This window comes from 'Fragaria x ananassa' phyllody phytoplasma (genome assembly GCF_018274325.1).
Lineage (GTDB): Bacteria > Bacillota_I > Bacilli_A > Acholeplasmatales > Acholeplasmataceae > Phytoplasma.
In genome coordinates, this window is sequence record NZ_JAGVRH010000002.1 from 1 (window position 1) to 23,949 (window position 23,949).

Here is a 23,949-nt window from a genome sequence, read left to right on the forward strand (position 1 = left end):
ATTATTATCTCAAAATGAAAAAAGAAAACAAAAAAACGAAGAAAAATCTATAAATTCTAAAAATAATAAAAAAATGAAAAAATAATTAAAAAATAAAATATTTACCAATCAAAGACTCTTTTTAAGGGTCTTTTTTTTATTTCCCAATACTTTTAAAAGAGAAAGTAACTATTAAAATATGTTCATTAAAAAAAAATATTAACATCTTTACCGAATAACATCATCTTTTTCATCATTATTTTTTATCTTATTAATCCCATTAGTTTTTATTAATTATTTAATCAAATTCTATTTTTTTTACTTATCAATTAAGCATCCAAAAACTAAAAAAACAAGGGACAGTATTTAAATTCTATCAATATCTAACCACTTTTTGCTAAACAATCATAATGTCGAACCTAATTAATACTTGGTTAACGAAACTAAATTAAGCCATTGGTTTTTGATAAGTTAAGGAAATGGCGACTGATATTGTTAAGGCCATTATATTTAGTTTCGTTAACTGTTATTTTATTATTTTTACCTCATATATTATGTTTAATTGATTTTCTTTTAAAATCTTTACATTATATAATTAAATTTATTTATTATTTTTTTAATTTTAGCACAAAAGTCATGTTTTTTTCTTTTCGTTATCAAAAAGATCCTCTTAAAGGAGGGCTTTTAATGGGTTTTATATTCTTTTTTTCTCAAAATTAGTCTTTTTTTGATAACGAAAAGAAAAATAATAATAAAAGTAGCCCGTTGAGGCTACTTATGTTTATATATTGGCTTAAGAAAGATATAGTTAAAAAATAAAATCAGAAAATAATAATATGGTGGCTCCGGGCAGAATCGAACTGCCGACACGAGGCTCTTCAAGCCACTGCTCTACCGACTGAGCTACAGAGCCTAATAAAAATGGCGGTCCGGACGGGACTTGAACCCGCGATCTCCTGCGTGACAGGCAAGCATGTTAACCACTACACCACCGAACCTTTATTTGGTGGCGGGGGAAGGATTCGAACCTACGACCTTCGGATTATGAGCCCGACGAGCTACCAAACTGCTCTACCCCGCGATATATGATGATAATAAAATAAAAAAATGATTAATGGCGGAGGAAGAGGGATTTGAACCCCCGCGCCCTTTCAGACCTCTCAGTTTTCAAGACTGACCCCTTCAACCGGACTTGGGTATTCCTCCAAAAAAATGGTGGACCCGGTAGGATTCGAACCTACGACCAACCGGTTATGAGCCGGTAGCTCTAACCAGCTGAGCTACAGGTCCATGGTAGCGGCAGAGGGGTTCGAACCCTCGACCTCACGGGTATGAACCGTGCACTCTTGCCAGCTGAGCTACACCGCCATTGTGCAAAAATCAATATTAATATTTATTTTTATTTTTGGTGGAGCTTAGCGGGATCGAACCGCTGACCTTCTGTGTGCAAGACAGATGCTCTTCCAGCTGAGCTAAAGCCCCTAAATTGGTACCTGGAGTCGGACTTGAACCGACACGGCCTATCAACCATGGGATTTTAAGTCCCACGTGTCTACCTATTCCACCATCCAGGCAATAATTAAAAAAACAGTTAAAATTTATATTTGTATACAAAAAAATTGGTATCCCATGAAGGGGTCGAACCTTCGACACCTTGATTAAAAGTCAAGTGCTCTACCAACTGAGCTAATGGGACAAGTGGTGCCAAAAACAGGAATCGAACCCGTAACCTACTGATTACAAATCAGTTGCTCTACCGATTGAGCTATTTTGGCAATAAATTAGTTATAAAATTATTATGGTTGATATTAAAAACAAAATATAAAATTATTTTATCCAATATCAGAAAAAAATTTTATGGTAGAGGATGAGGAGTTAGAATCCCCCGACATTATGCTTATAAGAAAGATACTCTCCCAAATGAGCTAATCCTCTTTTAGAAGTTTAAATTTAATGACAGAAAATAATTAAAGCAAACCTTGGCACTCCCTATCTTCGCTCGTTAAAACTATTGTCAGTACTAAGGACTTAACTGCTGTGTTCGGGATGGGAACAGGTGTGGCCCCTTAGTTTTATGCACCAAGGATCTTTCAAAACTAGATAAACGGGTTAAAAAAAATCAAAGTCAATGGATCTATTAGTACTAGTCAGCTGAAAAGATCACTCTTCTTACACCTCTAGCCTATCAACCTGATCGTCTTTCAGGGATCTCATAGGGAAATCTCATCTTAAGGGAGGCTTCACACTTAGATGCTTTCAGTATTTATCCCTTCTATACATAGCTACTCAGCTGTGGCTCTGGCGAACCAACTGAAACACCAGCGGTATATCCATCCCGGTCTTCTCATACTAGGGACAGTTCCTTTCAAATTTCCAACGCCCACGACGGATAGAGACCGAACTGTCTCACGACGTTCTGAACCCAGCTCGCGTTCCGCTTTAATGGGCGAACAGCCCAACCCTTGGAACCTTCTCCAGCTCCAGGATGCGATGAGCCGACATCGAGGTGCCAAACCGCTTCGTCGCTGTGAACGCTTGGAAGCGATAAGCCTGTTATCCCCAGGGTAGCTTTTATCCGTTGAGTCACGGCCCTTCCATTCGGTACCGTAAGATCACTAAGTCCGACTTTCGTCCCTGCTCGACTTGTCAGTCTCGCAGTCAAGCTCCCTTATGCCTTTATGCTCTACAAATGATTTCCAACCATTTTGAGGGAACCTTCGAACGCCTCCGTTACTCTTTAGGAGGCGACCGCCCCAGTCAAACTGCCCACCAAACACTGTCCCTCACAATCTACTTGTGCAGGTTAGAAACTAAAAATAACAAGGGTGGTATCCCAAGGATGACTCCCAAAAAACTAGCGTTTTTTGATCATAGTCTCCCACCTATCCTGTACATCCTATTTCCAATTTCAATATTAAGTTGCAGTAAAGCTCCATGGGGTCTTTTCGTCCTGTCGCGGGTAACCGGCATTTTCACCGGTAATTTGATTTCACCGAGGCTCTTGTTGAGACAGCGCCCAAATCGTTATGCCTTTCGTGCGGGTCGGAACTTACCCGACAAGGAATTTCGCTACCTTAGGACCGTTATAGTTACGGCCGCCGTTTACTGGGACTTCAATTCAATGCTTCGTTACCTGACATCTCCTTTTAATCTTCCAGCACCGGGCAGGCATCAGCCCTTATACATCACCTTGCGGTTTAGCAAAGACCTATGTTTTTGATAAACAGTCGCTTGGGCCTATTCTCTGCGGCTTTTAATTTTAATAAAAGCTCTCCTTATCCCGAAGTTACGGAGTCATTTTGCCGAGTTCCTTAACAAGAGTTTGCTCGCGCGTCTTAGTATACTCTACCTTCCCACCTGTGTCGGTTTACGGTACGGGTAGTTAACCAATTAACCCTAGAAGCTTTTCTTGAAAGCATGACATCAATCACTTTACTTTTAAACCTCATCTTTAAATGAACAAACGGATTTGCCTATCTGCTCAGACTTAGTTTTTCTACCCCAATCCAATCAGGGGCGTGTTTAGCCTTCTTTGTCCCTCCATCAGTTGATTAACTAGTACAGGAATCTCAGCCTGCTTGCCATCGGCTACGGACTTCTCCCTCACCTTAGGACCCGACTAACCCAGGGAGGACGAACCTGGCCCTGGAAACCTTGGGTTTTTGACGGATAGGATTCTCACCTATCTTTTCGTTACTTACACCGGCATTCTCACTTCTGACCTCTCCACCACTGCTTCCGCTATGGCTTCACTGATGTCAGAACGCTTCCCCTACCATTGAAATAACTATAAATAGTTATTCTAATCCGTAGCTTCGGTATGATGTTTTAGCCCCGGTACATTTTCGGCGCAGAGTCATTCGACTAGTGAGCTATTACGCACTCTTTAAAGGATGGCTGCTTCTAAGCCAACCTCCTAGTTGTTTTAACGTCTTCACTTCCTTTGCCACTTAACATCAATTTGGGGACCTTAGCTGACGGTCTGGGCTCTTTCCCTTTTGACCATGGACCTTATCACCCACAGTCTGACTGCTGATTTTATTTGATAACATTCGGAGTTTGATTGAATTCGGTACCCCGAGGTGGAGCCCTTACTCATTCAGTGCTCTACCTTCATCAAATAACCAAATCAACGCTAGCCCTAAAGCTATTTCGGGGAGAACCAGCTATCTCTGAGTTCGATTGGAATTTCACCCCTAGCCACAAGTCATCCAAACACTTTTCAACGTGTCCTGGTTCGGTCCTCCATTTAGTTTTACCTAAATTTCAACCTGCTCATAGCTAGCTCACTTCAGTTTCGGGTCTATGACATGCAACTAAAACGCCCTTTTAAGACTCGCTTTCGCTACGGCTCCGTTCCTTCAAACTTAACCTTGCTCCACATCATAACTCGCCGGTTCATTCTGCAAAAGGCAAGCCATCACACTTTAACGTGCTTTGACTAATTGTAAGCACACAGTTTCAGGATCTATTTCACTCCCCTTTCGGGGTTCTTTTCACCTTTCCCTCACGGTACTAGTTCACTATCGGTCACTAAGTAGTATTTAGCCTTAGGAGATGGTCCTCCCACCTTCCGACAAGATTTCTCGTGTCTCGCCGTACTTATTGATACCCTAGATTTTAACTTGCGTTTACGGGACTGTCACCCACTATGGTGCTTCTTTCCAAAAGCTTCTACTTCATTAAAACTTTGTAACTAGAAATGGTATCAGGCTATTCCGGGTTCGCTCGTCACTACTACCAGAATCGTTATTACTTTCTTTTCCTGCAGTTACTTAGATATTTCAGTTCACTGCGTTTCCTTCCTCTTGCGAGGATGTTACATCTTCAATGTAACAGGTTATCCCATTCGGATACCCACGGATCTCCACTTATTTACAGCTTCCCGTGGAGTTTCGCCGTTAATTGCGTCCTTCATCGGCTCTTAGTGCCAAGGCATCCACTGTGCGCCCTTAATTCCTTTGATTTTTTTAACCTTAGTTTATCTACTTTTCAAAGAGCTTTTTTAAGATATGACCTATTTTGGTGGGCCTAAATGGACTTGAACCACCGACCTCACGCTTATCAGGCGTGTGCTCTAACCAACTGAGCTATAGGCCCTAATCTTAAAAAATGAAAAACTTTTTTTAAGTTTCTCAAAACTGAAGATGATAATTTTTTCCTTAGAAAGGAGGTGATCCATCCCCACCTTCCGGTAGGGATACCTTGTTACGACTTAACCCCAATCATCGACCCTACCTTAGACGGCTCCCTCTTGATTGCTCAAGTTAGGCCACCGGCTTTGGGTATTGCCAACTTTCGTGGTTTGACGGGCGGTGTGTACAAACCCCGAGAACGTATTCACCGCGACATGCTGATTCGCGATTACTAGCGATTCCAACTTCATGAAGTCGAGTTGCAGACTTCAATCCGAACTGAGACTGTTTTTTTGAGATTTGCCAAAAACTTGCGCTTCAGCTACCCTTTGTAACAGCCATTGTATCACGTTTGTAGCCCAGGTCATAAGGGGCATGATGATTTGACGTCATCCCCACCTTCCTCCAATTTATCACTGGCAGTCTTGCTAAAGTCCCCAACTTAATGATGGCAATTAACAACAAGGGTTGCGCTCGTTGCGGGACTTAACCCAACATCTCACGACACGAGCTGACGACAACCATGCACCACCTGTACAACTGATAACCTCCACTGTATTTCTACAGCTTTGCAGAAGCATGTCAAGACCTGGTGAGGTTTTTCGGGTATCTTCGAATTAAACAACATGATCCACCGCTTGTGCGGAGTCCCGTCAATTCCTTTAAGTTTCATACTTGCGTACGTACTACTCAGGCGGAGTACTTAATGTGTTAACTTCGACACTGGTTTAACCCAACATCTAGTACTCATCGTTTACAGCGTGGACTACCAGGGTATCTAATCCTGTTTGCTCCCCACGCTTTCGTGCCTCAGCGTCAGTTAAGACCCAGCAAGCCGCCTTCGCTCATGGTGTTCCTCCATATATTTACGCATTTTACCACTACACATGGAATTCCACTTGCCTCTATCCAACTCTAGTCAAACAGTTTTTATAGCATCACAATGTTAAGCATTGCACTTAGACCATAAACTTATTAAACCGCCTACGCACCCTTTACGCCCAATAATTCCGGATAACGCTTGCCCCCTATGTATTACCGCGGCTGCTGGCACATAGTTAGCCGGGGCTTATTCATTAAGTACCGTCATAATGGTTTTTCCACCATCTTTTCTTCCTTAATAAAAGAACTTTACGTACCGAAATACTTCATCGTTCACGCGGCGTTGCTCGGTCAGAGTTTCCTCCATTGCCGAAAATTCCCTACTGCTGCCTCCCGTAGGAGTTTGGACCGTGTCTCAGTTCCAATGTGGCCGTTCAGCCTCTCAGCCCGGCTACACATCATCGTCTTGGTAGGCCTTTACCCTACCAACTAACTAATGTGACGCAAGCCCTTCCTTAAGCATACCTATTACTAGGTCTTTTAAAAATAAGAAGATGCCTTCTTATCTCCTATCCAGTCTTAGCAGTCGTTTCCAACTGTTATCCTCGTCTTAAGGGCAGATTACTTACGTGTTACTCACCCGTTCGCCACTAAAATTTAATTGCTTAAATTCCCGTTCGACTTGCATGTATTAGGCACGCCGCCAGCGTTAATCCTGAGCCAGGATCAAACTCTTCGTATATTATTACTATTACTTTTAAATTAAACTAGTTAATTTAAGAAATTTAAGAAATGAAATTAAAAATTTATAAGTATCATCTTCAGTTTTCAAAGATTAAAAGAGTTTTTACAAAATAATGATGTAAAAAGAAAATTAAAAATAAAAAAAAATATATAGCTTATAAAATTCATCAAAATGATTCGCAACATTAAAGAATGCAATCAACTTTTAAATGATTTTTTTTTGGAGTTTGGACGAATCATAAATAGGAAGTGCAAATTTAATTTATGATTTATAAACAACAAAGCTCTTTTATTATAACATAGAAAAAAAATAATGTCAAACCTTTTTAAATTTTTTTCCTAGGGAATAAATAAGGTTTAAAATATGATCGTTTATTTGTCGTAGGATTACTCTTTTAGATAAGGTTTGGTTTGCGCTGTTCCGTTTTTTTAGACAACTTTTGTCTTTAAAACTTAAAATTAAGTGATAATTTTATATCTTTTCAAACTAATAAAATATTTTGATTAAATTAAAAAAGTACCTAATATTTTTTCATAATTTGTTAGTTGAAAAAGATATTTTATCTTTACACTATATAGTGAAGTCAAAAAAAGTTAAAAACCTGCCTACAAAATTAATTTTTTTTATAAATTATATCATTTTGTTGAAAAAAGGCGTAATAAAACTACCTTTTTAAAAGGTTTATTTTAAAAGCTATTTTTTAATTGCTTTATCTTAATCTTTGAGAATATTGAATAGGGGGGGGATAATTTAATTAAGAGCCATTTTTGATTCAAAAAAACAGGAAATTGTTTAATGATTTTACTTATTTTGGAATTATAATTGTGAAATAAATAAAGGAGGACGATAGAATAAAATACTTTTCACTTTGACCAAATAAGTTTTTGATGACTACGCGTTATCTCTAGGGGTTTCTTTACGAAACATGCTGATAAAAAAACTTTTTTTAATTAGTGTTTGTTGTATTTTTTAGGATTAATAAACTGTACCTTGATCGGAGTGGATAATACAAAGTTTTTTTAATTTAGGAATTTTTTTGATAGTGTTTATAAGAAGTTTGAATATCGAAATATTTTAAGATGTTGGGGATATCTTCTTTATCTAGTACGTTTATATCATGTCTTTGAGTTTTAAGTTGCGTAATTTAACTATTCTTGTTGGAGAATTTGGAAGTCTTCTAATTTTATTTTTGATTTTGTTTGTTTATAAAAATAATTATGTGCGTAGATGGGGTTATGAAATAATAAAATAATGATTAATAAAAAATAATTAATAAAGACTTTTTTAGGTTTTTGATTTTAGTCATGGTTGTTTTACCTCCTTGGGTTTAAATTTATTATGTCCTATCCGATTGTTGTATATGGTTTAGAAATGATTTATATTCCTCGCGATTATTTATGTTTTAAATTGAAAAATCAATTAAATAATTGATAAAAAACACCATAAACAACCAAACCCAAATATTTAAAATAATATTATTAAGTTTTTATATGTAAAAGCAAGAACTAAACTTTTAAAACTAATTAAATAAATTAATAAAAGCTACCACTTGTTCTTTTAACTTTTGCAAATAAAGTTCATCATCTGCATAATTAATAGCTTGATCAATAAAATCTGCTACTTTAATAAAATCTTTTTCTTTAAAACCTCTTGTCGTCATAGCAGGAGTCCCTAATCTAATACCACTAGTCACAAAAGGAGTCTCTTGATCAAAAGGAATCGTATTTTTGTTAACAATAATATTAATTTTGGCTAACAAGCTAGCTATTTTATCACCTCTAAAATGAGGATTTTTATGTTTTAAATTAATTAAAAACAAATGATTATCAGTTTGTTCGCTCACAACATGATAACCTTTATCTTGAAAAGCACGAGCAAAAGCAAAAGCATTATTGATTACTTGTTGTTGATATTTTCTAAATTCAGGACTTAAAGCTTCTTTAAAAGCAACAGCTTTAGCAGCAATAACATGCATTAAGGGACCACCTTGAATACCAGGGAAAACCGCTCTATTAATTTTCTTAATAATCTCTTCTTGATTAGTTAAAATCAAACCCCCACGAGGACCTCTTAAAGTTTTATGAGTAGTAGAAGTAACAATATCAGCTTTAGCAGCTAAAGGACAAGGATGCAAACCACATACAACTAAACCTGCAATATGAGCAATATCAACCATTAAATATGCTTTTACTTCATCAGCAATTTGACGAAATTTCTCAAAATCAATTTTCCTTGAATAAGCAGAATATCCTGCAATAATTAATTTAGGTTTAATTTGTAAAGCCAATTCACGAATTTTATCATAATCAAGAGTTCCTGTTTGAGAATCAACATGATAAGCATAAGGATCATAATAATGACCCGAAAAACTTAAACGATGCCCATGAGTCAAATGCCCACCATCATTTAAAGCTAAACCCAAAATTTTATCTTGAGGTTGCAACAAAGCTTTTAAAACTGCCATATTAGCTTGAGAGCCTGAATGAGGTTGCACATTGGCATATTTAGCATTAAACAATTTAGTTGCTCTTGCAATAGCTGTTTGTTCAATAAGATCAACATTTTGACATCCATGATAATAACGAGCTTTAGGGTAACCTTCAGCATATTTATTAGTCAAAATACTTCCTTGAGTTTCTAAAACAGCCAAAGAAACTAAATTTTCCGATGCAATTAATAAAATATGATCTTGTTGTCTTTTTTTTTCCTGTTCAATGAGTTTAAAAATTTCTTGATCTTGTTCTTTTAAAGTTAATTTTTGATTCATAAAAATGATATCATCCTTTTATTTATTTAATTTAAAAAATTTAATTATATTTGATAAACCCTTAGTTAAAACAGTAATAATTTTAACCCCAAAAATAATAAAGCAATCAAAATAACACCAAAATCTATTTTATGAAGACGGTAAACCCTCATTTTAGTACGCGGAACCCCCAATACATAACCTCTAATTTCCATAGCATTAGAAAGTATCATCGATCTTTTAAAGACTAACACAAAAATAGGAATCAACAAAGATAACAAATGATGAATCTTTTTAAAAATATTTTTTTTATGTAAATCCATCCCTCTTGATATTTGAGCTTTTAAAATTTTATTAGTCTCTTGCAATAAAAAGGAATTAGCCATAAAAATTAAAGATAACATTAAAGTAAAGATGTCAATAGGTATTTTTAATTTTTTTAAAGGAGATAAGATCATTTCTAAACCATCTTGAATTTCCATAAAAGATGTTATTTTATTAAAAATAAAAAAAAACATAATAATCATTAATAAACGCATCATAATTAAAATTATTTTAACACCAGCAACTTGCGGTAAATAATAGCAATTAAAATTAGATGACGATGGCAAGGAGGAAATAAGATAGGAAGGGATAATAAAAAAACAACCAAATAAAAATAAAAAATAATATAATTTAAAAGTAATTTTTTTTTGAGTAAAATGATAAAATAAAAAAAAAATGACTAACACCCCAAAAGCCCAAGAATGATAATTAAAAACTTTAATAGGACACCAAACTTCTTGAGAGCACGGGACTTTAGTTAAATTAAGGAGCAAAGAAAAAAGTAAAAAAAATCTCAAATTTTTAATTTTAGACCAAAAATCACGAATATCAAGACCCAAAAAACAACAAGATGCCACCAAAGAGACAAAAGCAATTAAATAAAAAGCAAAAATTTTACAATTTTGCACATCCATTAAATTACTATTAGAAACAATATTGATAGGAAGATATAAAACCAAAATTAACAAAAAAATAAAAACAATAATTTTTAAAGAAGGATGAATTTGATTAATCAAAGTTGGCTTCAAGAAAGAAGTAGTTAAATTTTGTTTATTCATGTAAAAATACCTTTTTTTTAATCATAAAATTTTTTTAAATATTGTAACAAATCCGAAAAATGGTATTGCGGCTTAAAGGGAATTCCCAAAGTATAATTAAGATATTTTAAAATTTTAAAAGTTTCTGGCATATCTAAATGAAATTTTAAAAATTGAGGATGTTCAAAAAAAGCTTCTTTCAAACCATCAAAAAGAATTTTACCTTGGAATAAAGTTATTACTCTTTTAGCATATTGAGCTACTAAATTCATATCATGAGTAATCATAATAATTGTTTTGCGAGCAACAGTATTTAATTCTTTTAAAAAAAGCATAATATTAATTTGACTTTCTAAATCAAGGCCCCTAGTTGGTTCATCTAAAATTAAAATATTAGGTTCCATTGCCAAAACACCTGCAATAGCCACTTTTCTTTGTTGCCCATCGCTAATTTGAAAAGGAGATTTTTGATGCAAACTAGGATCAATCTTGGTTTGTTCTAAAGCCTCAATAGCTTTTATAGTTGCTTCTTTTTTGTTTTTACAAAAATTTAAAGGAGCAAACATCACATCTTTTAAAATAGTAGTTTCAAAAAGTTGATATTCAGGAAATTGAAAAACTAAACCTACTTGACCTCTTAAAGGAATTAATAATTTCTTTTTAGTCTTACAATCAATTGTTTGTCCAAAAATAGCCACTTTACCCATATTAGTCGTAAGCAGAGCATTCATTAATTGCACTAAAGTTGATTTTCCAGATCCTGTTTGACCAACTAAAGCAATAAATTCATCTTGGGAATTAATTTTTAAATTAATGTCTTTTAAAACCCATTTTTGTTGCATATTATTGCTTTTTCCATAAGAAAAATTTACTTTTTCAAATTGTATTCCCATAAAGCATCCTTTAATTTTGTTAACATTGGTTTATTTTGGTGTTGACTGTGACTGTGACTTCGACTATCTGCTTCCATTTGATAATAAAGTTTTAAAGATAAAAAAGGTTGTAAATTATATTTATTTAAAAAAGCTTCATTTTGAAAAAAAACCTGTGGTGTTGCTTTTTTAATTAATTTCCCTTGATCTAATAAAATAATTTCATCACTTTTAGCAGCAAATTTTAAATCATGTGTAATAGTAATTAAAGTTTTATTTTTAATTTGAGCAATAATATTTTCAATTTCTAAAGCCCCTTGAGGATCCAAAAAAGCAGTAACTTCATCAAAAACAATAATATCAGGTTCAAGCACTAAAATAGAGGCAATAGCAACCCGTTGTTTTTGTCCCCCTGAAAGTTGAGTCACATCACAATCTAAAAGATGTTGAATTCCTAATATTTTAGTATATTTTAAAATTTGAGAAAACATCTTATTTCTTGGAACATTATAATTTTCTAAACCAAAAGCTATATCTTCTTTCACAGTAAGACCTGTAAATTGATAATCCGGATTTTGCAAAATCATAGCTATTTTAGGACGTAAAAATGGTAAATTAGTTTCATTAACCAAGATATTGTTAATAGCAATATATCCTTTTGAAGGTTTTAATAAACCTAATAAAATTTTTGCAAAAGTAGATTTACCAGAACCATTGTGACCAATAATAGAAATCCATGAATTTGGTTTAATATTAAAATTTAAATTCTTTAGAACTAGTTCATCTTCATAATAAAAAGTTAAATCCGCAATTACTATCATTATTTCACATTCCCATTCTTTAATCTTTTTAATATTTAGTATCATCAATTATCTCCAAATATGAAGTTACAAGAGAAATAATATTTTGTAAATGTTTCTCATCAAAAGGATTGGTCAAACCGGTTGTTTTTAAAAGATTAAAAAAACTTTGTGAACCACCTATTTGGCATAATTTTAAATATTTTTCCCAAGCTTGATGATAATCTTGTTGACTTAAAGACCAAATTTCTAAAGCACAAATTTGAGCCAAAGTATAATCAATATAATAAAAAGGGTTAGCAAAAATATGCATTTGACGCAACCACAAATTACCTTTTTGTAAAAAAGGATCATCACCATAATTATTAATCAACCCATATTTTTGTTCTAAATAACACCATGTTTGTTTTCGTTGACAAGAAGTCATTTGAGGATTTTGATACACCTCATGTTGAAAATGATCAACTAAAGCACCATAAAGTAAAAAATTAAGAGCTTGTGTTAAATGTAAAAATTTATATTTAGACTCATCTTTCCCAAAAAAATCTTTCATCCAAGGCCAAGATAAAAATTCCATCCCCATCGAACTAATTTCAGCCGCTTCCAAAGTAGGCCAACGATACTCGGGGATTAAATGACGACTTTGATATACTTGAAAAGCATGTCCTATTTCATGAGTTAAAACATCAACATCATGACTAGTCCCATTAAAATTAGCAAACACAAAAGGAGTTTCAAATTGAGGCAAATAAGTACAATATCCACCCCCTGTTTTATTAGGTTTACTATTTAAATCTAATAATTGTTTCTTTTTTAAAAAAACAAAAAAAAGTTTAGTTTCAGAAGACATTTCATCATACATATGTTGAGCAGCAGCTATTTTATCATCCATATTTCCTTGTGGCTTCGGATTACCTGTGACAAAAGAAAAGGATTTATCATAACTTTGAAGTTGAGCAATCCCTAAACGTTTACTTTTCTTTTGTTGTGTTAATTGATAAAAAGGTAAAACATATTTAACAATATTTCTTCGATAATTAATAATTTCTTGAGGAGTGTAATCGGTTCTTCCCAAAAGATCATAACCTAATTGAATAAAATTATCATATCCTAATAAATGAGCTATTTTAGTTCTTATTTTAACTAATCGATCATAAATACGATCATATTCATCTTCCTTTTTAGCAAAAAAAGCAGAAACAGCTAATTGAGCTTCTTTTCTAATATTTCTTTGCGACGTTTCAGCAAAAAGACCCATTTGACTTAAATTATAAAACTTATTTTGAAACAACACTTTCGGTTCCGAAATTAAATTTTGATATTGAGTTACCAATTCATTTTCTTGTTGTAATAAAGGAATTACTTGAGGATTAAAAGTTTTTAAAAACAAATGATTTTGTTCAAATAACAAGGATCCAAATTCTTGAGTTAACTCTTGATAATATTGGCTTTTCATAATTTTAATCACATATTTATGTTGAATATCTGTAATTAAAGGACCATTTTGATCACAAAAATGTTTTTCTTGTTGATAAAAAGAATCTTTAACATTTAAACTATTACGAATACTTGCTAAAGTAAACATCGAACCTACTTGATCCATAATTTGATGAAACTGATAAATAGAAGATATTTGATCCTTTAAAGATAAAGTTAAAAAAGCATCAATCATAGACTCTACTGTTGTTTGTATTTTTTTAATATCAACTCTTTGATATGGAAAATCTTGAAATTGCAAATTTGAACTCCTTTAGATTTATAATCTTTTGTATTTGATCAATCCTATAAAAATAACTATCTATCAATTTTGGATTGTAATCAATTTACTTATAATAAGAAGAAGTTAAAAACGATAATCTTTTCAATAATTCCTTAATCATAATCACCATCACCAAAGACACAATAAAAACAAACGGCAAACGAATTAAAAAATATGTTTTAATAATACTCAATATTTGTGTTAATTTAGTATGCAAACCAGCATCACAAACATCTATGTGATAACGATATTTTAAGGCCAAAACCCAATCTACCATTTGAAATAACAAGGAGGAAATAAGAATAACAAAATAAAATTTAACTATATGATCTGTTTTTTTTAAAAATAAACTAGGAATAAGAGCAAAAGATAAAACACACATCATAGCTGAAAGTGGTTCATAACAAAACTTAGGATTAGTATCAACAATCAAATAGTTAAATACATCAGCTAAAAATGCTCCCAAACAAGCTAAATAGCAAGGTACATAAAAAGATAATAAAATGATCGGAAAAAAAACAAAATATAAGGTAAAAGCTGACAGAGGAAAGAGAATAACTTTAATAGAGGAAACCCGTATTTCTTTAAAGCATTGACTTAAAACAAGAGGAATGCATGAAAAAAAAGCAGTTAAAATAATTTGTCTTAAAAGTTTTTGTTTTTGATAAACATTATAAGTTAACATAAAAGATTCCTTGATGAATATTTAATGTAATCTTTCTTCATAAGTTAAATAATTTACTGATATCATATTAATTTATCTTAATTTTAATTATTTATGTTTTAAATAAACTTTAATTCTAGGGTTTAAAAAAGAAAACAAGCATCCTGTTAATAATAAGTTAGCCGCAACAGGAATCAAATTATAAACCGCACACCAAATATTAGGATATTTTAAAAGAGGGTTTAAAAAAGAATGCCAACTTGTTTTAGTTTCTATCGAAACAAACCAAATCAAAAGAGAAGATAAAAATTTAAAGATAAAAGCACTAGTAAAAATAATTAATAAAGTAGTCCAAATTTTTCTCTTATTATCAAAATATTGCAAACGAGGATAAAATAATAAACCAGAAAGACTATAAGATAAATCAACTAAAACATAATCCAAAAAGACAGATCCTAATATTTGATTATTAGTAAATCCCACACTTCTCATAAAATCTATAAAATGATTAAAATAAATAGCTTTGACAAGATGAAAACAAGCATATATCATACAAAAAAGAAAACTATATTTCATTCCTAATAAAAAACCAATGAAAAGCAAAGGAATCAGTGAAATCTTCACAAAAGAACCAATTCCTGCCACCATTTTAGGAATTCCTAATTTATCATAAGATAATTCTAAAATAATTGTTAAACCTAATAAAGTAGATGCAATAATATATTTTTGCAAAGAAAAATTAAATAAATTATTTTTTTTAATTGTTGTATTTGTTTGGTTAATAATAGCAATCCACCTATTTTCTAAAAAATATTAAAATGACTTATTGCAACTTTTTATATTAATCACATTTGCATATAAATATATAATAAAAATAAAAACAATAAAGAAAGTTAATTTAATTAAAAATTAACACCATTATTATAACATTAATCCTATTCATTCTGATATTTATTGTAACCTACTATTAGTATCTTATCAAATACTAATAATATTGTTTAAATACTTTTAATTTTTAATTTTTTAACTTTGATAATTTCAAAACCTAAAATAATAATCCCTATAATAAGTAAATAAAGCAAAGAAGCAAGATAATAAGGCTTTGGAGTTACAATTTTACTATATATATTTTTAGAAGCTGAAAAAATATCAATAATACCACCTAAAATACTAAAAATAGCACAATCTTTTAAATTAATAATTAATTCATTAATAATAGCTGTTTGTGATCTTTTAACAACTTGAGGAAAAATAATATATCTATTAATTTGAAAATAAGTCATTCCCAAAGAATTAGCAGCTTCAATTTGTCCTCTATCTAAAAAAGAAATATTTTTATCAATAATTTGAGTAATATAAGCTGCTGAATTAAGAATAATAATTAAATAAGCCGCCAACATTGGACTAAACCATGAATCTTGAAAAAAAGAAAACTCCTTTAAACCATAAAAACAAATCATAGCTTGTACAATCATAGGAGTACTTTTAAAAATAAAGATATAACCAATAATTAATTTTTTAAAACTTAAATGAAGATAATATAGCAAATAATTAAGACGTCGCATATTTTTATTAACCACTAACCGATTAATCAAAACTAAAATTAAAGCCAAACAAAAACCTAATGACGTCCCATAAATACCAAATTTTAAAGTAGTAAAAATCCCTTTTTTATAAATAGGATAATAACGTTTAAAAACACTTAATAAACTATTATCTTCCTTTTTATTACTAGTTAATTCTTTAACATTTTGCATATGTTGTTCTTTTTCATTGAGTTTAGTTTTGATAATATTATTTATTTTATCTATAAGTTCTGTATTTTCTTTTTTAACACCAACGCTGATATTACCGGATAATTTTTTAATTTTAGCATTTAATTCATCATCTTTAATTTCAAGGCTTTTAATATCATTACCATAATTTTGTAAATGTTTTAAAGCAATGGATTCTTCACAATAATAATACTTATTCTCATCTGTTTTCGTTTTTAATGGTAAATCTGAAAAAAAGTCAAAAGGAAAATCTATTTTATCTTTATCATATGGTATCTTATTATAAAAAGTACCACTTTGATATAACATGTGCATCTGTATTTCTATATAATCTCTACCTTCTTTATCTAAAAAATTTTTATCTTTAAAATAATCATTCTTTTTATTAACCATCACCACATGCTTCACATCAGGGGCATAAGAATCAGAAAAACCTATTTCTTGCTTTCTTTCCTCAGTAGCACTCATTCCTGCTAAAATACAATCAATATTACCTTGCTTTAAAGAAGGAATTAACCCCTCCCAATCAATAATCTTAATTTCTAATTGTTTCCCTAATGCTTTAGCTAACCTTTTAGCCACCCAAACATCATAACCAATAATATAAATATTTTCGTCTGTAGACAATACAAAATGAAAATCATCATCTGTCTTACTTTCCATAGTAAAAAAACCATAAGGAGGATAATTAGATTCCATTCCTACAATTAAAGTATTTTCTCTATTAGGATCTTTACTACTTAAAACATGCTTCAAATCATCATAAATTAAATACATAACAATCATTAAAAAGAAAATTAAAAATAGATATTTTAAAGGATGATGTTTAATTTTTTTAATAAATGAACGTAAAAACAATATGGAACTACCTTTCTTTAAAATAAAAAAATCTCTTCTTTCAAAAGAAGAGATTAAAGGACTTGATACGAAAAAAGCGCCTTAACTGTATTTAATAAACAGTAAAAAATTATAGATATTATCTAATAATTTCATAACTAATTTATTGCCATAATTATTATTCGGCGGTGATTACCTTTCTTATACTTCATAGAATACATTCTCTATATAATACTTTTTTACACCGATACCTCTTTTTTATTTTATATTTATTTTTTTGTATAATTATAAAAAACTTTATTTAAATCTAATAAATATAAACTATTTTATAACTTATTAGAATTATAACATATTATTTTTAAATTATTAATATTTTTTAATTAATCATATATAATTACTTATTATTAACTTAATAAATAGTATTAATAGTTTAATATATATCGTTTATTATTATCTATTGTAATTATAATATCAAATTTTATTTATAATAAAAGGAATCTTTTAAGGTAGTTATTTTTTTTATATATTTTACTTATAGTAATAATCAACTTCTATTATAACCTCATTCTTAAAATGTGAACTAAAATTACCTTTTTTAGGAGATATTGTTAATTTATTTTGTTTTTATTGTAAATCACAAAATTATTCAATTAGGAAAATAAATTTTTTTTTTCATCATTTTAAAATTAAATTTTGTTATAGGCAAAAAACTATTTAATGAAATATAATTTTAAATTATTAAAATGTTTTTTAGTTATTTTACAGAAAAGATAGATTTGAAATTTTTTAAGTATCAAAATTATTTCAAGAACGCGGACTATTTATCTCTTTTAGGTTTGCATCAAATTGTAAAATTACTATACCATGTGATTCGATAAGATGGTTTTTCTAAAAATAAAACTATTTTGTTTTGTAAATCAGAATTATTAAATGTTTGAAATACATTTTTCTTGTTTAATTTATTGAACTGTGGTTGTTTTTTTTAATTTATCTAATTTAATAGTTAAATTTATTACTTTTTAAATAGTATGATATTTAATAAAATTATTGTTTTGATGGTTCTTTGACATCAAGTGACAGCTATGAGATGTTCCAAAAGTTTAGACACTTTTTACTTTTTAAAAACTCTTTAAGACTAACCTTAAGTATTGTTCTTATCCACTTGTTTTTTTATATTTTGAGAAATACTTAAATTAAAAAGTTAAATTAGGTAAGGCGGTTAAATCATATTTATAATTAGCTTTAGTAATTTTATTTTTATAATAAGCAGCAATCCCTATCATAGCTGCTTGATCAGTACAATACGAAACACTTGGAAAAATAACTTCTACATGTTTAAAACAAATGCTAAATTTATGTCTTAAACCTAAATTAGAAGCTACTCCACCTGTTACAATCAATTGTTTAACAGGATATTTTGTTAATGCTCTTTTAGTTTTTTCAAATAAAACATCAATCACACTAGCTTGAAAAGAAGCACATATATTTGGAACATTTAAAGTATTAATATTTTGATTAAGAATTAAATTAACTAAATGACTTTTAAGACCTGAAAAACTAAAATTTAAATTATTATTTTTTAAATAAGGTCTCACGAAGTGATAAGTATCTTGATCTTGTTGAGCTAATTGATCAATCAAAGGGCCTCCAGGATATGGTAATTGAAGCACTTTAGCAATTTTATCATAAACTTCTCCTACAGCATCATCTAAAGTAGTTCCTAAAACTTCAATTTGCCCATGTTCTTTTAAATAAAGTAATTCAGTATGTCCTCCTGAAATTAAAAGAACTAATGCTGGAGGTTTAATTTCATGCTCAATTTGAGCTGCATAAACATGTCCTAATAAGTGATTAATACCTAAAAGAGGTTTTTGATGAACATAAGCAAAAACATTCGCAGCATTGATGCCAATTAATAAAGAACCAATTAAACCAGGTCCATGAGTAACCGCTACTAAATCAATATCTTGAGGTTGAACCCGTGCTTCTTTTAAAGCTTTTTCTAATACAAAAGTCATAAATTGAATATGTTTACGTGATGCTATTTCAGGAACTACACCACCAAAAATTTGATGATATTTAATTTGAGAAAAAACAATATTAGATAAAACTGTTTTCCCATCTTGCGTCACAGCAACACTGGTCTCATCACAACTAGTCTCAAAAGATAAAATAATCATAAATTTTTCCTTTAAACTTCTATCATCTTAAAAATTATATATGCAATATACAAAATGGAACTTATTTTTTAATTTCATTAATATATAAGCCAAAACCTTTATACCCAATATGAGCAGCTATAACAGAAGAAATTTTTCCATACAACGAAATTTGAATTTGAGGATCACCGAGTTTCTTAATTTTATCCACCAACTCTTGAGCATTTTGATCATCAACAACATAAATCACTTGTATATCTAATATATTATTGAGTGTTTTACAATCTATGATTTTGTTAATTAAATAATCAAGACATTTTTTAAAACTACGAACTTTCTTTTCTATCGATAAAATACTTTTTTGAAATTTCAAAATAGGATGAATCCTTAAAAGATTACCAAGAAGTACCCTAAATTTACTAATACGCCCATTATAAGCTAATATTTTTAAGTTTTCAACAGTACAAAACAAGACCCCTTGATCTTGTTCTTGTTTAATTTGTAAAGCTAATGCTTGAGGGATGATATTAGGATTTTGTTCTAATAAATAATGAATTCTTTTTAAAGCAAAAATAACTGCAGGACCAACATTTTCAGTATCAATCACAGTAATTCTTGATTCATTTAATATCTTTTTAGCCAAAAGAGCGCTATTAACAGTACCACTTAATGTATGTGACAAAGTTAAACAAATAACATGTTGATAACCTAAATCAAATTGTTTTTGAAAAGCTTGAATAAAAATCTCTGGATTAGGTTGACTAGTAGTAACCTTACATCTTTGATCAATAAATTGAAGTAATTTTTCATTATCAATGGTACCATCAACATAATCTTGTCCATCAACCATCACAGTTAAAGGAACTATGGAAACATCATTAAATAAATTTTGACTATAATTACTACCACAAGTAGAATCAACTACAATTCCAATTTTTCTTTTTTGCATTTTGTCCCTCTTTTTTTCCTTTTTTAATTCATAAAAATTGCTAAATATTCTTGAAGTTTTGTTTTTTCATTAATTTTAATCATAATGCCTTCTAAAGCAATAGAAATATTTCCCGTTTCCTCAGAAACAACAATAGTCATACTATCAGTAGTTTCACTAATCCCCAAAGCAGCGCGATGACGTGAACCTGTTTTTTTATCAAAATTATCATTAGCTGAAGATAGAGCGAAATAAGCACTTGCACACAAAATTTTATCACCTCTCACAATCACAGCTCCATCATGCAAAGGAGTATTGGGAGTAAAGATATTCAACAACAACTCTTTGGAAACATCACCATTAATTAAAATAGCTTTTTGAGCATATTGTTCTAAAGTACTATTTTTTTCAATAGTAATTAAAGCACCTATTTTATGAGAAGAGAGTTCTATTACTGTTTTAATAATCTCTTTTTGAGTTTTATCACCTCCCATAAAAATATTTCTTCTTTTAATATCCCAATATTTACCCCAATTATTTAAAACTACTCTTAAATAAGGAGCTTTAATAATAATAACACTTAGTAAAATAAAATTTAATAAATTGTCATAAAAATGATCTGTAATTATTACATTAAATTTATTTTGAAAAAAATTAGCAATGGAGGAGTGATGTGATTTTAAAAGATGAGTCAGAGAAAAAAACCACAAAAAAAGGTATAAAATTTTTAAAATTTGATATTTTACCAAGAAAAAATGACAAAAAATCAACATTAAGGTTAAAAATAAAAAAGCTAAAAAGGGAAAACCAAACATAAAAAAACCTTTCAAAATATTTGAGGTGTCAAGAAATAGGAAGGAAGGGGTGACAAGATACATTCACAATTAACAATCCAATATCAAATATTATAATAATTGTTTATTTTTTTTAATAAAGAGTTTTTTAGCCCAAAGCATCACAAAAGCATAAAAGATTAATAGTAAAATTAAAAAAAAGCAAATGTTTTGATGAGAACTAAAAATGTTTTTATCTAACTTCAAAGGTTTAGCAATTAAAGGGACACAAGGAGATATAGTAGCAATAATCAAACCTATCACAGAACAAAGAATAATCCAAAAAGAAGGAAGATTATGAGGCCCTTTTTTAGGGAAAATATGATCAGTTCTCAATAAAAAAAGGGTTAATGTTTGCGACCACATAGAAAAAATAAACCAACTAGTTTGAAATAAAGATTCAGGGGCTTTAAAGATACACGTTAACCCTATTAAAAATAACAAATCGATTAAAAAGGAAAAGAAACCAAACCACAACATAAAATTTTTAATATTTTTAAAATCAAATTTACGTGGTTTTTTTAAATAAATCGATTCTACATTATCAAAAGGCATTGAAAAACAAATCAAATCATAAACTAAATCTAAAAATAAAATTTGTAAAACTAACATCGGTTGAAAAGGTAAAAAACAACTAGCTAACAAAATACTTAAACAATTACCAAAATTAGCAGATAAAGTAAATTTAATATATTTAATAGCATTAGTATAAGTTTTACGACCTTCTGTTACTCCTTTTTCTAACACATTTAATTGTTTTTCTAAAAGAATAATATCAGCTATTTCCTTAGTAATTTCAGCACCAGTATCAACACAAATACCTAAATCTGCTTTTTTCATAGCCAAAGCATCATTAATGCCATCACCCATAAAACCAACAACTTTACCTTTTTGTTGAAAAAAACCAACAATCCTAGCTTTTTGCTCCGGCGACAATTTAATAAATAAATGAGTTTTTTGAGCTTGTTCATATAACGATTCATCACTAAGTTGATCAACAATATGCCCTTGCAAACAATAAGTAGTGTCAATATTTAATTTTTGAGCAATTGCTTTAGTTAAGATTTCATTATCACCTGTTAAAATTTTAACAACAATCCCTTTTTGACGCAATAAAGCAATAGCGTGGGTAGAGCCAGGTTTGATGGAATCTAAAAAAGTTAATAATCCAATTAACACCATTTGTTGCTCTTCAATAGGAGTTTTATTAGGAATAATTTGTTTTTGAGCTACTCCTACCACACGTAATCCTTTTTGATTATAAAGTGTTGTTTGTTCTAAAACTAATTGTTTCTCTGTTTTAGTTAAAGGTTTAATAGTTCCTTCTGATTCTAAAAAATCACAAACACCAAGAATCTCTTCAATAGCACCTTTAGTAATCATTTGTTGTTTGTGAGATTGATCCTCAATAACCACACTCATTCTTCTTCTAGTAAAATCAAAAGGTATTTCATCAACTTTAACAAATCGTTGAGAAAGATTTTGCAAAGAAGTTTGATGAGTTTCATAATTACCCATTTTAGTAACAATTGCTTCATCAATTAAACTTTTCAATCCTGTTTGAAAAAAACTATTTAAATAAGCATGTCTTAAAATACGCAAATTCCTAGTTCCACTTAAATCTAAAAAATCTTCTAAAAAAACTTGATCTTGAGTTAAAGTTCCTGTTTTATCGGTAAATAAAACATTCATAGCTCCAAAACTAGAAATAGCATTTAAATTTTTAACAATCACTTTTCTTTTAGATAAAGAGACGATACCCTTGGAAAAAGAAGTAGCAATAATTAAAGGAAGCATTTTAGGAGTTAATCCAAAAGCAATCGTTAAAGTAAATAAGATAGATTGTAAAAGCGATGAATTCACCGAATTCTTACAAAAATTCAATAAAAAAACTAAGGGTGCCATTAGAACAATACATACAATCAATAATTTAGAAATAGCATTTAAATTAGTATCTAAATGAGAAAGCTCTTTTTTTTGATTAATAGTTTTACTAATATGCCCTAAATAAGTATTTTTACCAGTTAAAACAACAATACCTGTTGCATAACCAGAAATAACTGTCGTTCCTGCCAAAACTAATCTTTGATCTTCTAAGATATCATCATATCGACTTTGCGATTGAGCTTTTTTTTCAATAGGATCTGATTCACCAGTAAAAGTAGTAGTTTTAACAAAAAAATCCTTAGTTTCAAGCAATTTCATATCAGCAGGAATAATATCACCTGCAGCCAAAAGAACAATATCTCCAGGAACCACTTCTTCTAAAGGAATTTCTTGTTTTTGACCATTTCGTTTCACAGCGGTTGTGTTTTGAACTAATTGTTTTAACTGTGACATAATTTTTAAATATTTATTTTCTTGAGTCAATTGGACAACCAAAGAACTAAAAAACATAATTGCAGTAATAATAATGGTGGTAAAACTTTTTTCTTCTGATTGAGAAGGCATGATGACATCATTAATCAAAGAGGCTACCATTAAAATTAATAAAACAATATTAAAGGGAGAAAAAGTCAATTGCAATATTTTTTTAAAACAATTATATTTATTCTCCTCTGATAAAACATTAAGGCCACATAAATTTCTTTGCAAAGAAACTGTGACATGATCTAAGCCTTTAGAAGAAGAGAACAAAGTTTGCAAAGTTATTTCTGCACTTTGATGACTTATTTTTTGAAGAAAATTAATTGTTTCTTCACGTGAAAAATTATTTTTTTTCATAATAATAAATAATCCTTTTTTAGATTTGTTAAAAATATAACAAAACTGAAATCAAAACGAAATCATATAAATGACGTTTTTTTTGAAAA

Annotated in this window: 12 protein-coding genes, 12 tRNA genes, 3 rRNA genes and 1 riboswitch; all 27 genes read right to left on the reverse strand. The window is 30.1% G+C overall.

Annotated elements, in window-relative coordinates; genetic code table 11:
• Positions 1–816: 816 nt before the first annotated feature.
• Positions 817–892: transfer RNA gene (locus J8J04_RS00650), tRNA-Phe, on the reverse strand.
• A gap of 9 nt (positions 893–901) precedes the next feature.
• A tRNA-Asp gene (locus tag J8J04_RS00655) sits at positions 902–977 on the reverse strand.
• Between the two features lie 6 nt (positions 978–983).
• Positions 984–1,060 (reverse strand) — tRNA-Met (locus J8J04_RS00660).
• Between the two features lie 34 nt (positions 1,061–1,094).
• A tRNA-Ser gene (locus J8J04_RS00665) sits at positions 1,095–1,185 on the reverse strand.
• Between the two features lie 7 nt (positions 1,186–1,192).
• A tRNA-Ile gene (locus J8J04_RS00670) sits at positions 1,193–1,269 on the reverse strand.
• A 1-nt stretch (position 1,270) separates the two neighbouring features.
• Positions 1,271–1,347, reverse strand: a tRNA-Met gene (locus tag J8J04_RS00675).
• A 38-nt stretch (positions 1,348–1,385) separates the two neighbouring features.
• Positions 1,386–1,461, reverse strand: a tRNA-Ala gene (locus J8J04_RS00680).
• 5 nt (positions 1,462–1,466) lie between these two features.
• Positions 1,467–1,553 (reverse strand) — tRNA-Leu (locus J8J04_RS00685).
• A 46-nt stretch (positions 1,554–1,599) separates the two neighbouring features.
• Positions 1,600–1,675: transfer RNA gene (locus tag J8J04_RS00690), tRNA-Lys, on the reverse strand.
• Positions 1,676–1,678: 3 nt separating this feature from the next.
• Positions 1,679–1,754 (reverse strand) — tRNA-Thr (locus tag J8J04_RS00695).
• A gap of 83 nt (positions 1,755–1,837) precedes the next feature.
• Positions 1,838–1,914: transfer RNA gene (locus tag J8J04_RS00700), tRNA-OTHER, on the reverse strand.
• Positions 1,915–1,956: 42 nt separating this feature from the next.
• Positions 1,957–2,063 (reverse strand): 5S ribosomal RNA (rrf, locus tag J8J04_RS00705).
• Positions 2,064–2,095: 32 nt separating this feature from the next.
• Positions 2,096–4,945 (reverse strand): 23S ribosomal RNA (locus tag J8J04_RS00710).
• Between the two features lie 57 nt (positions 4,946–5,002).
• Positions 5,003–5,079, reverse strand: a tRNA-Ile gene (locus tag J8J04_RS00715).
• A 66-nt stretch (positions 5,080–5,145) separates the two neighbouring features.
• Positions 5,146–6,678 (reverse strand): 16S ribosomal RNA (locus J8J04_RS00720).
• Together the 16S, 23S and 5S rRNA genes with 12 tRNA genes alongside form the textbook arrangement of a ribosomal RNA operon.
• A gap of 1,522 nt (positions 6,679–8,200) precedes the next feature.
• Complete coding sequence (glyA, locus tag J8J04_RS00725; RefSeq protein ID WP_212330913.1) at positions 8,201–9,448, reverse strand: serine hydroxymethyltransferase; 1,248 nt, start codon at positions 9,446–9,448, stop codon at positions 8,201–8,203.
• 65 nt (positions 9,449–9,513) lie between these two features.
• Entirely contained in the window at positions 9,514–10,530 is a 1,017-nt protein-coding gene (locus J8J04_RS00730; protein WP_212330916.1) for an energy-coupling factor transporter transmembrane component T, read from the reverse strand.
• A 17-nt stretch (positions 10,531–10,547) separates the two neighbouring features.
• Positions 10,548–11,402 carry an ATP-binding cassette domain-containing protein gene (locus tag J8J04_RS00735; protein WP_212330919.1) on the reverse strand — a complete coding sequence of 285 codons (855 nt, stop codon included), beginning with the start codon at positions 11,400–11,402 and terminating at the stop codon, positions 10,548–10,550.
• A complete protein-coding gene (locus J8J04_RS00740) occupies positions 11,378–12,202 on the reverse strand; it encodes an ATP-binding cassette domain-containing protein (protein ID WP_212330922.1) in 825 nt (274 codons plus the stop codon). The genes J8J04_RS00735 and J8J04_RS00740 overlap by 25 nt, the downstream gene beginning before the upstream one ends.
• A gap of 28 nt (positions 12,203–12,230) precedes the next feature.
• Positions 12,231–13,919 carry a M3 family oligoendopeptidase gene (locus J8J04_RS00745; RefSeq protein WP_212330925.1) on the reverse strand — a complete coding sequence of 563 codons (1,689 nt, stop codon included), beginning with the start codon at positions 13,917–13,919 and terminating at the stop codon, positions 12,231–12,233.
• An 85-nt stretch (positions 13,920–14,004) separates the two neighbouring features.
• A complete protein-coding gene (locus J8J04_RS00750; protein ID WP_212330928.1) occupies positions 14,005–14,625 on the reverse strand; it encodes a hypothetical protein in 621 nt (206 codons plus the stop codon).
• Positions 14,626–14,712: 87 nt separating this feature from the next.
• Positions 14,713–15,336: a hypothetical protein gene (locus tag J8J04_RS00755; protein ID WP_225885796.1), complete on the reverse strand. Its 624-nt coding sequence runs from the start codon at positions 15,334–15,336 to the stop codon at positions 14,713–14,715.
• A gap of 266 nt (positions 15,337–15,602) precedes the next feature.
• Positions 15,603–17,237, reverse strand: coding sequence for an ABC transporter substrate-binding protein/permease (locus J8J04_RS00760; RefSeq protein WP_212330931.1), 1,635 nt, complete (start codon positions 17,235–17,237; stop codon positions 15,603–15,605).
• A gap of 66 nt (positions 17,238–17,303) precedes the next feature.
• Positions 17,304–17,480, reverse strand: a riboswitch (Lysine riboswitch).
• Between the two features lie 929 nt (positions 17,481–18,409).
• Positions 18,410–19,396, reverse strand: coding sequence for a tRNA (adenosine(37)-N6)-threonylcarbamoyltransferase complex transferase subunit TsaD (gene tsaD / locus J8J04_RS00765; protein ID WP_212330935.1), 987 nt, complete (start codon positions 19,394–19,396; stop codon positions 18,410–18,412).
• A 61-nt stretch (positions 19,397–19,457) separates the two neighbouring features.
• Positions 19,458–20,324 (reverse strand): DegV family protein, encoded by an 867-nt coding sequence (locus J8J04_RS00770; protein WP_212330938.1) that lies wholly within the window; start codon positions 20,322–20,324, stop codon positions 19,458–19,460.
• A gap of 23 nt (positions 20,325–20,347) precedes the next feature.
• Positions 20,348–21,118, reverse strand: coding sequence for a diadenylate cyclase (locus J8J04_RS00775; protein ID WP_212330941.1), 771 nt, complete (start codon positions 21,116–21,118; stop codon positions 20,348–20,350).
• 90 nt (positions 21,119–21,208) lie between these two features.
• Entirely contained in the window at positions 21,209–23,860 is a 2,652-nt protein-coding gene (gene mgtA, locus J8J04_RS00780; RefSeq protein ID WP_212330943.1) for a magnesium-translocating P-type ATPase, read from the reverse strand.
• Positions 23,861–23,949 lie beyond the last annotated feature (89 nt).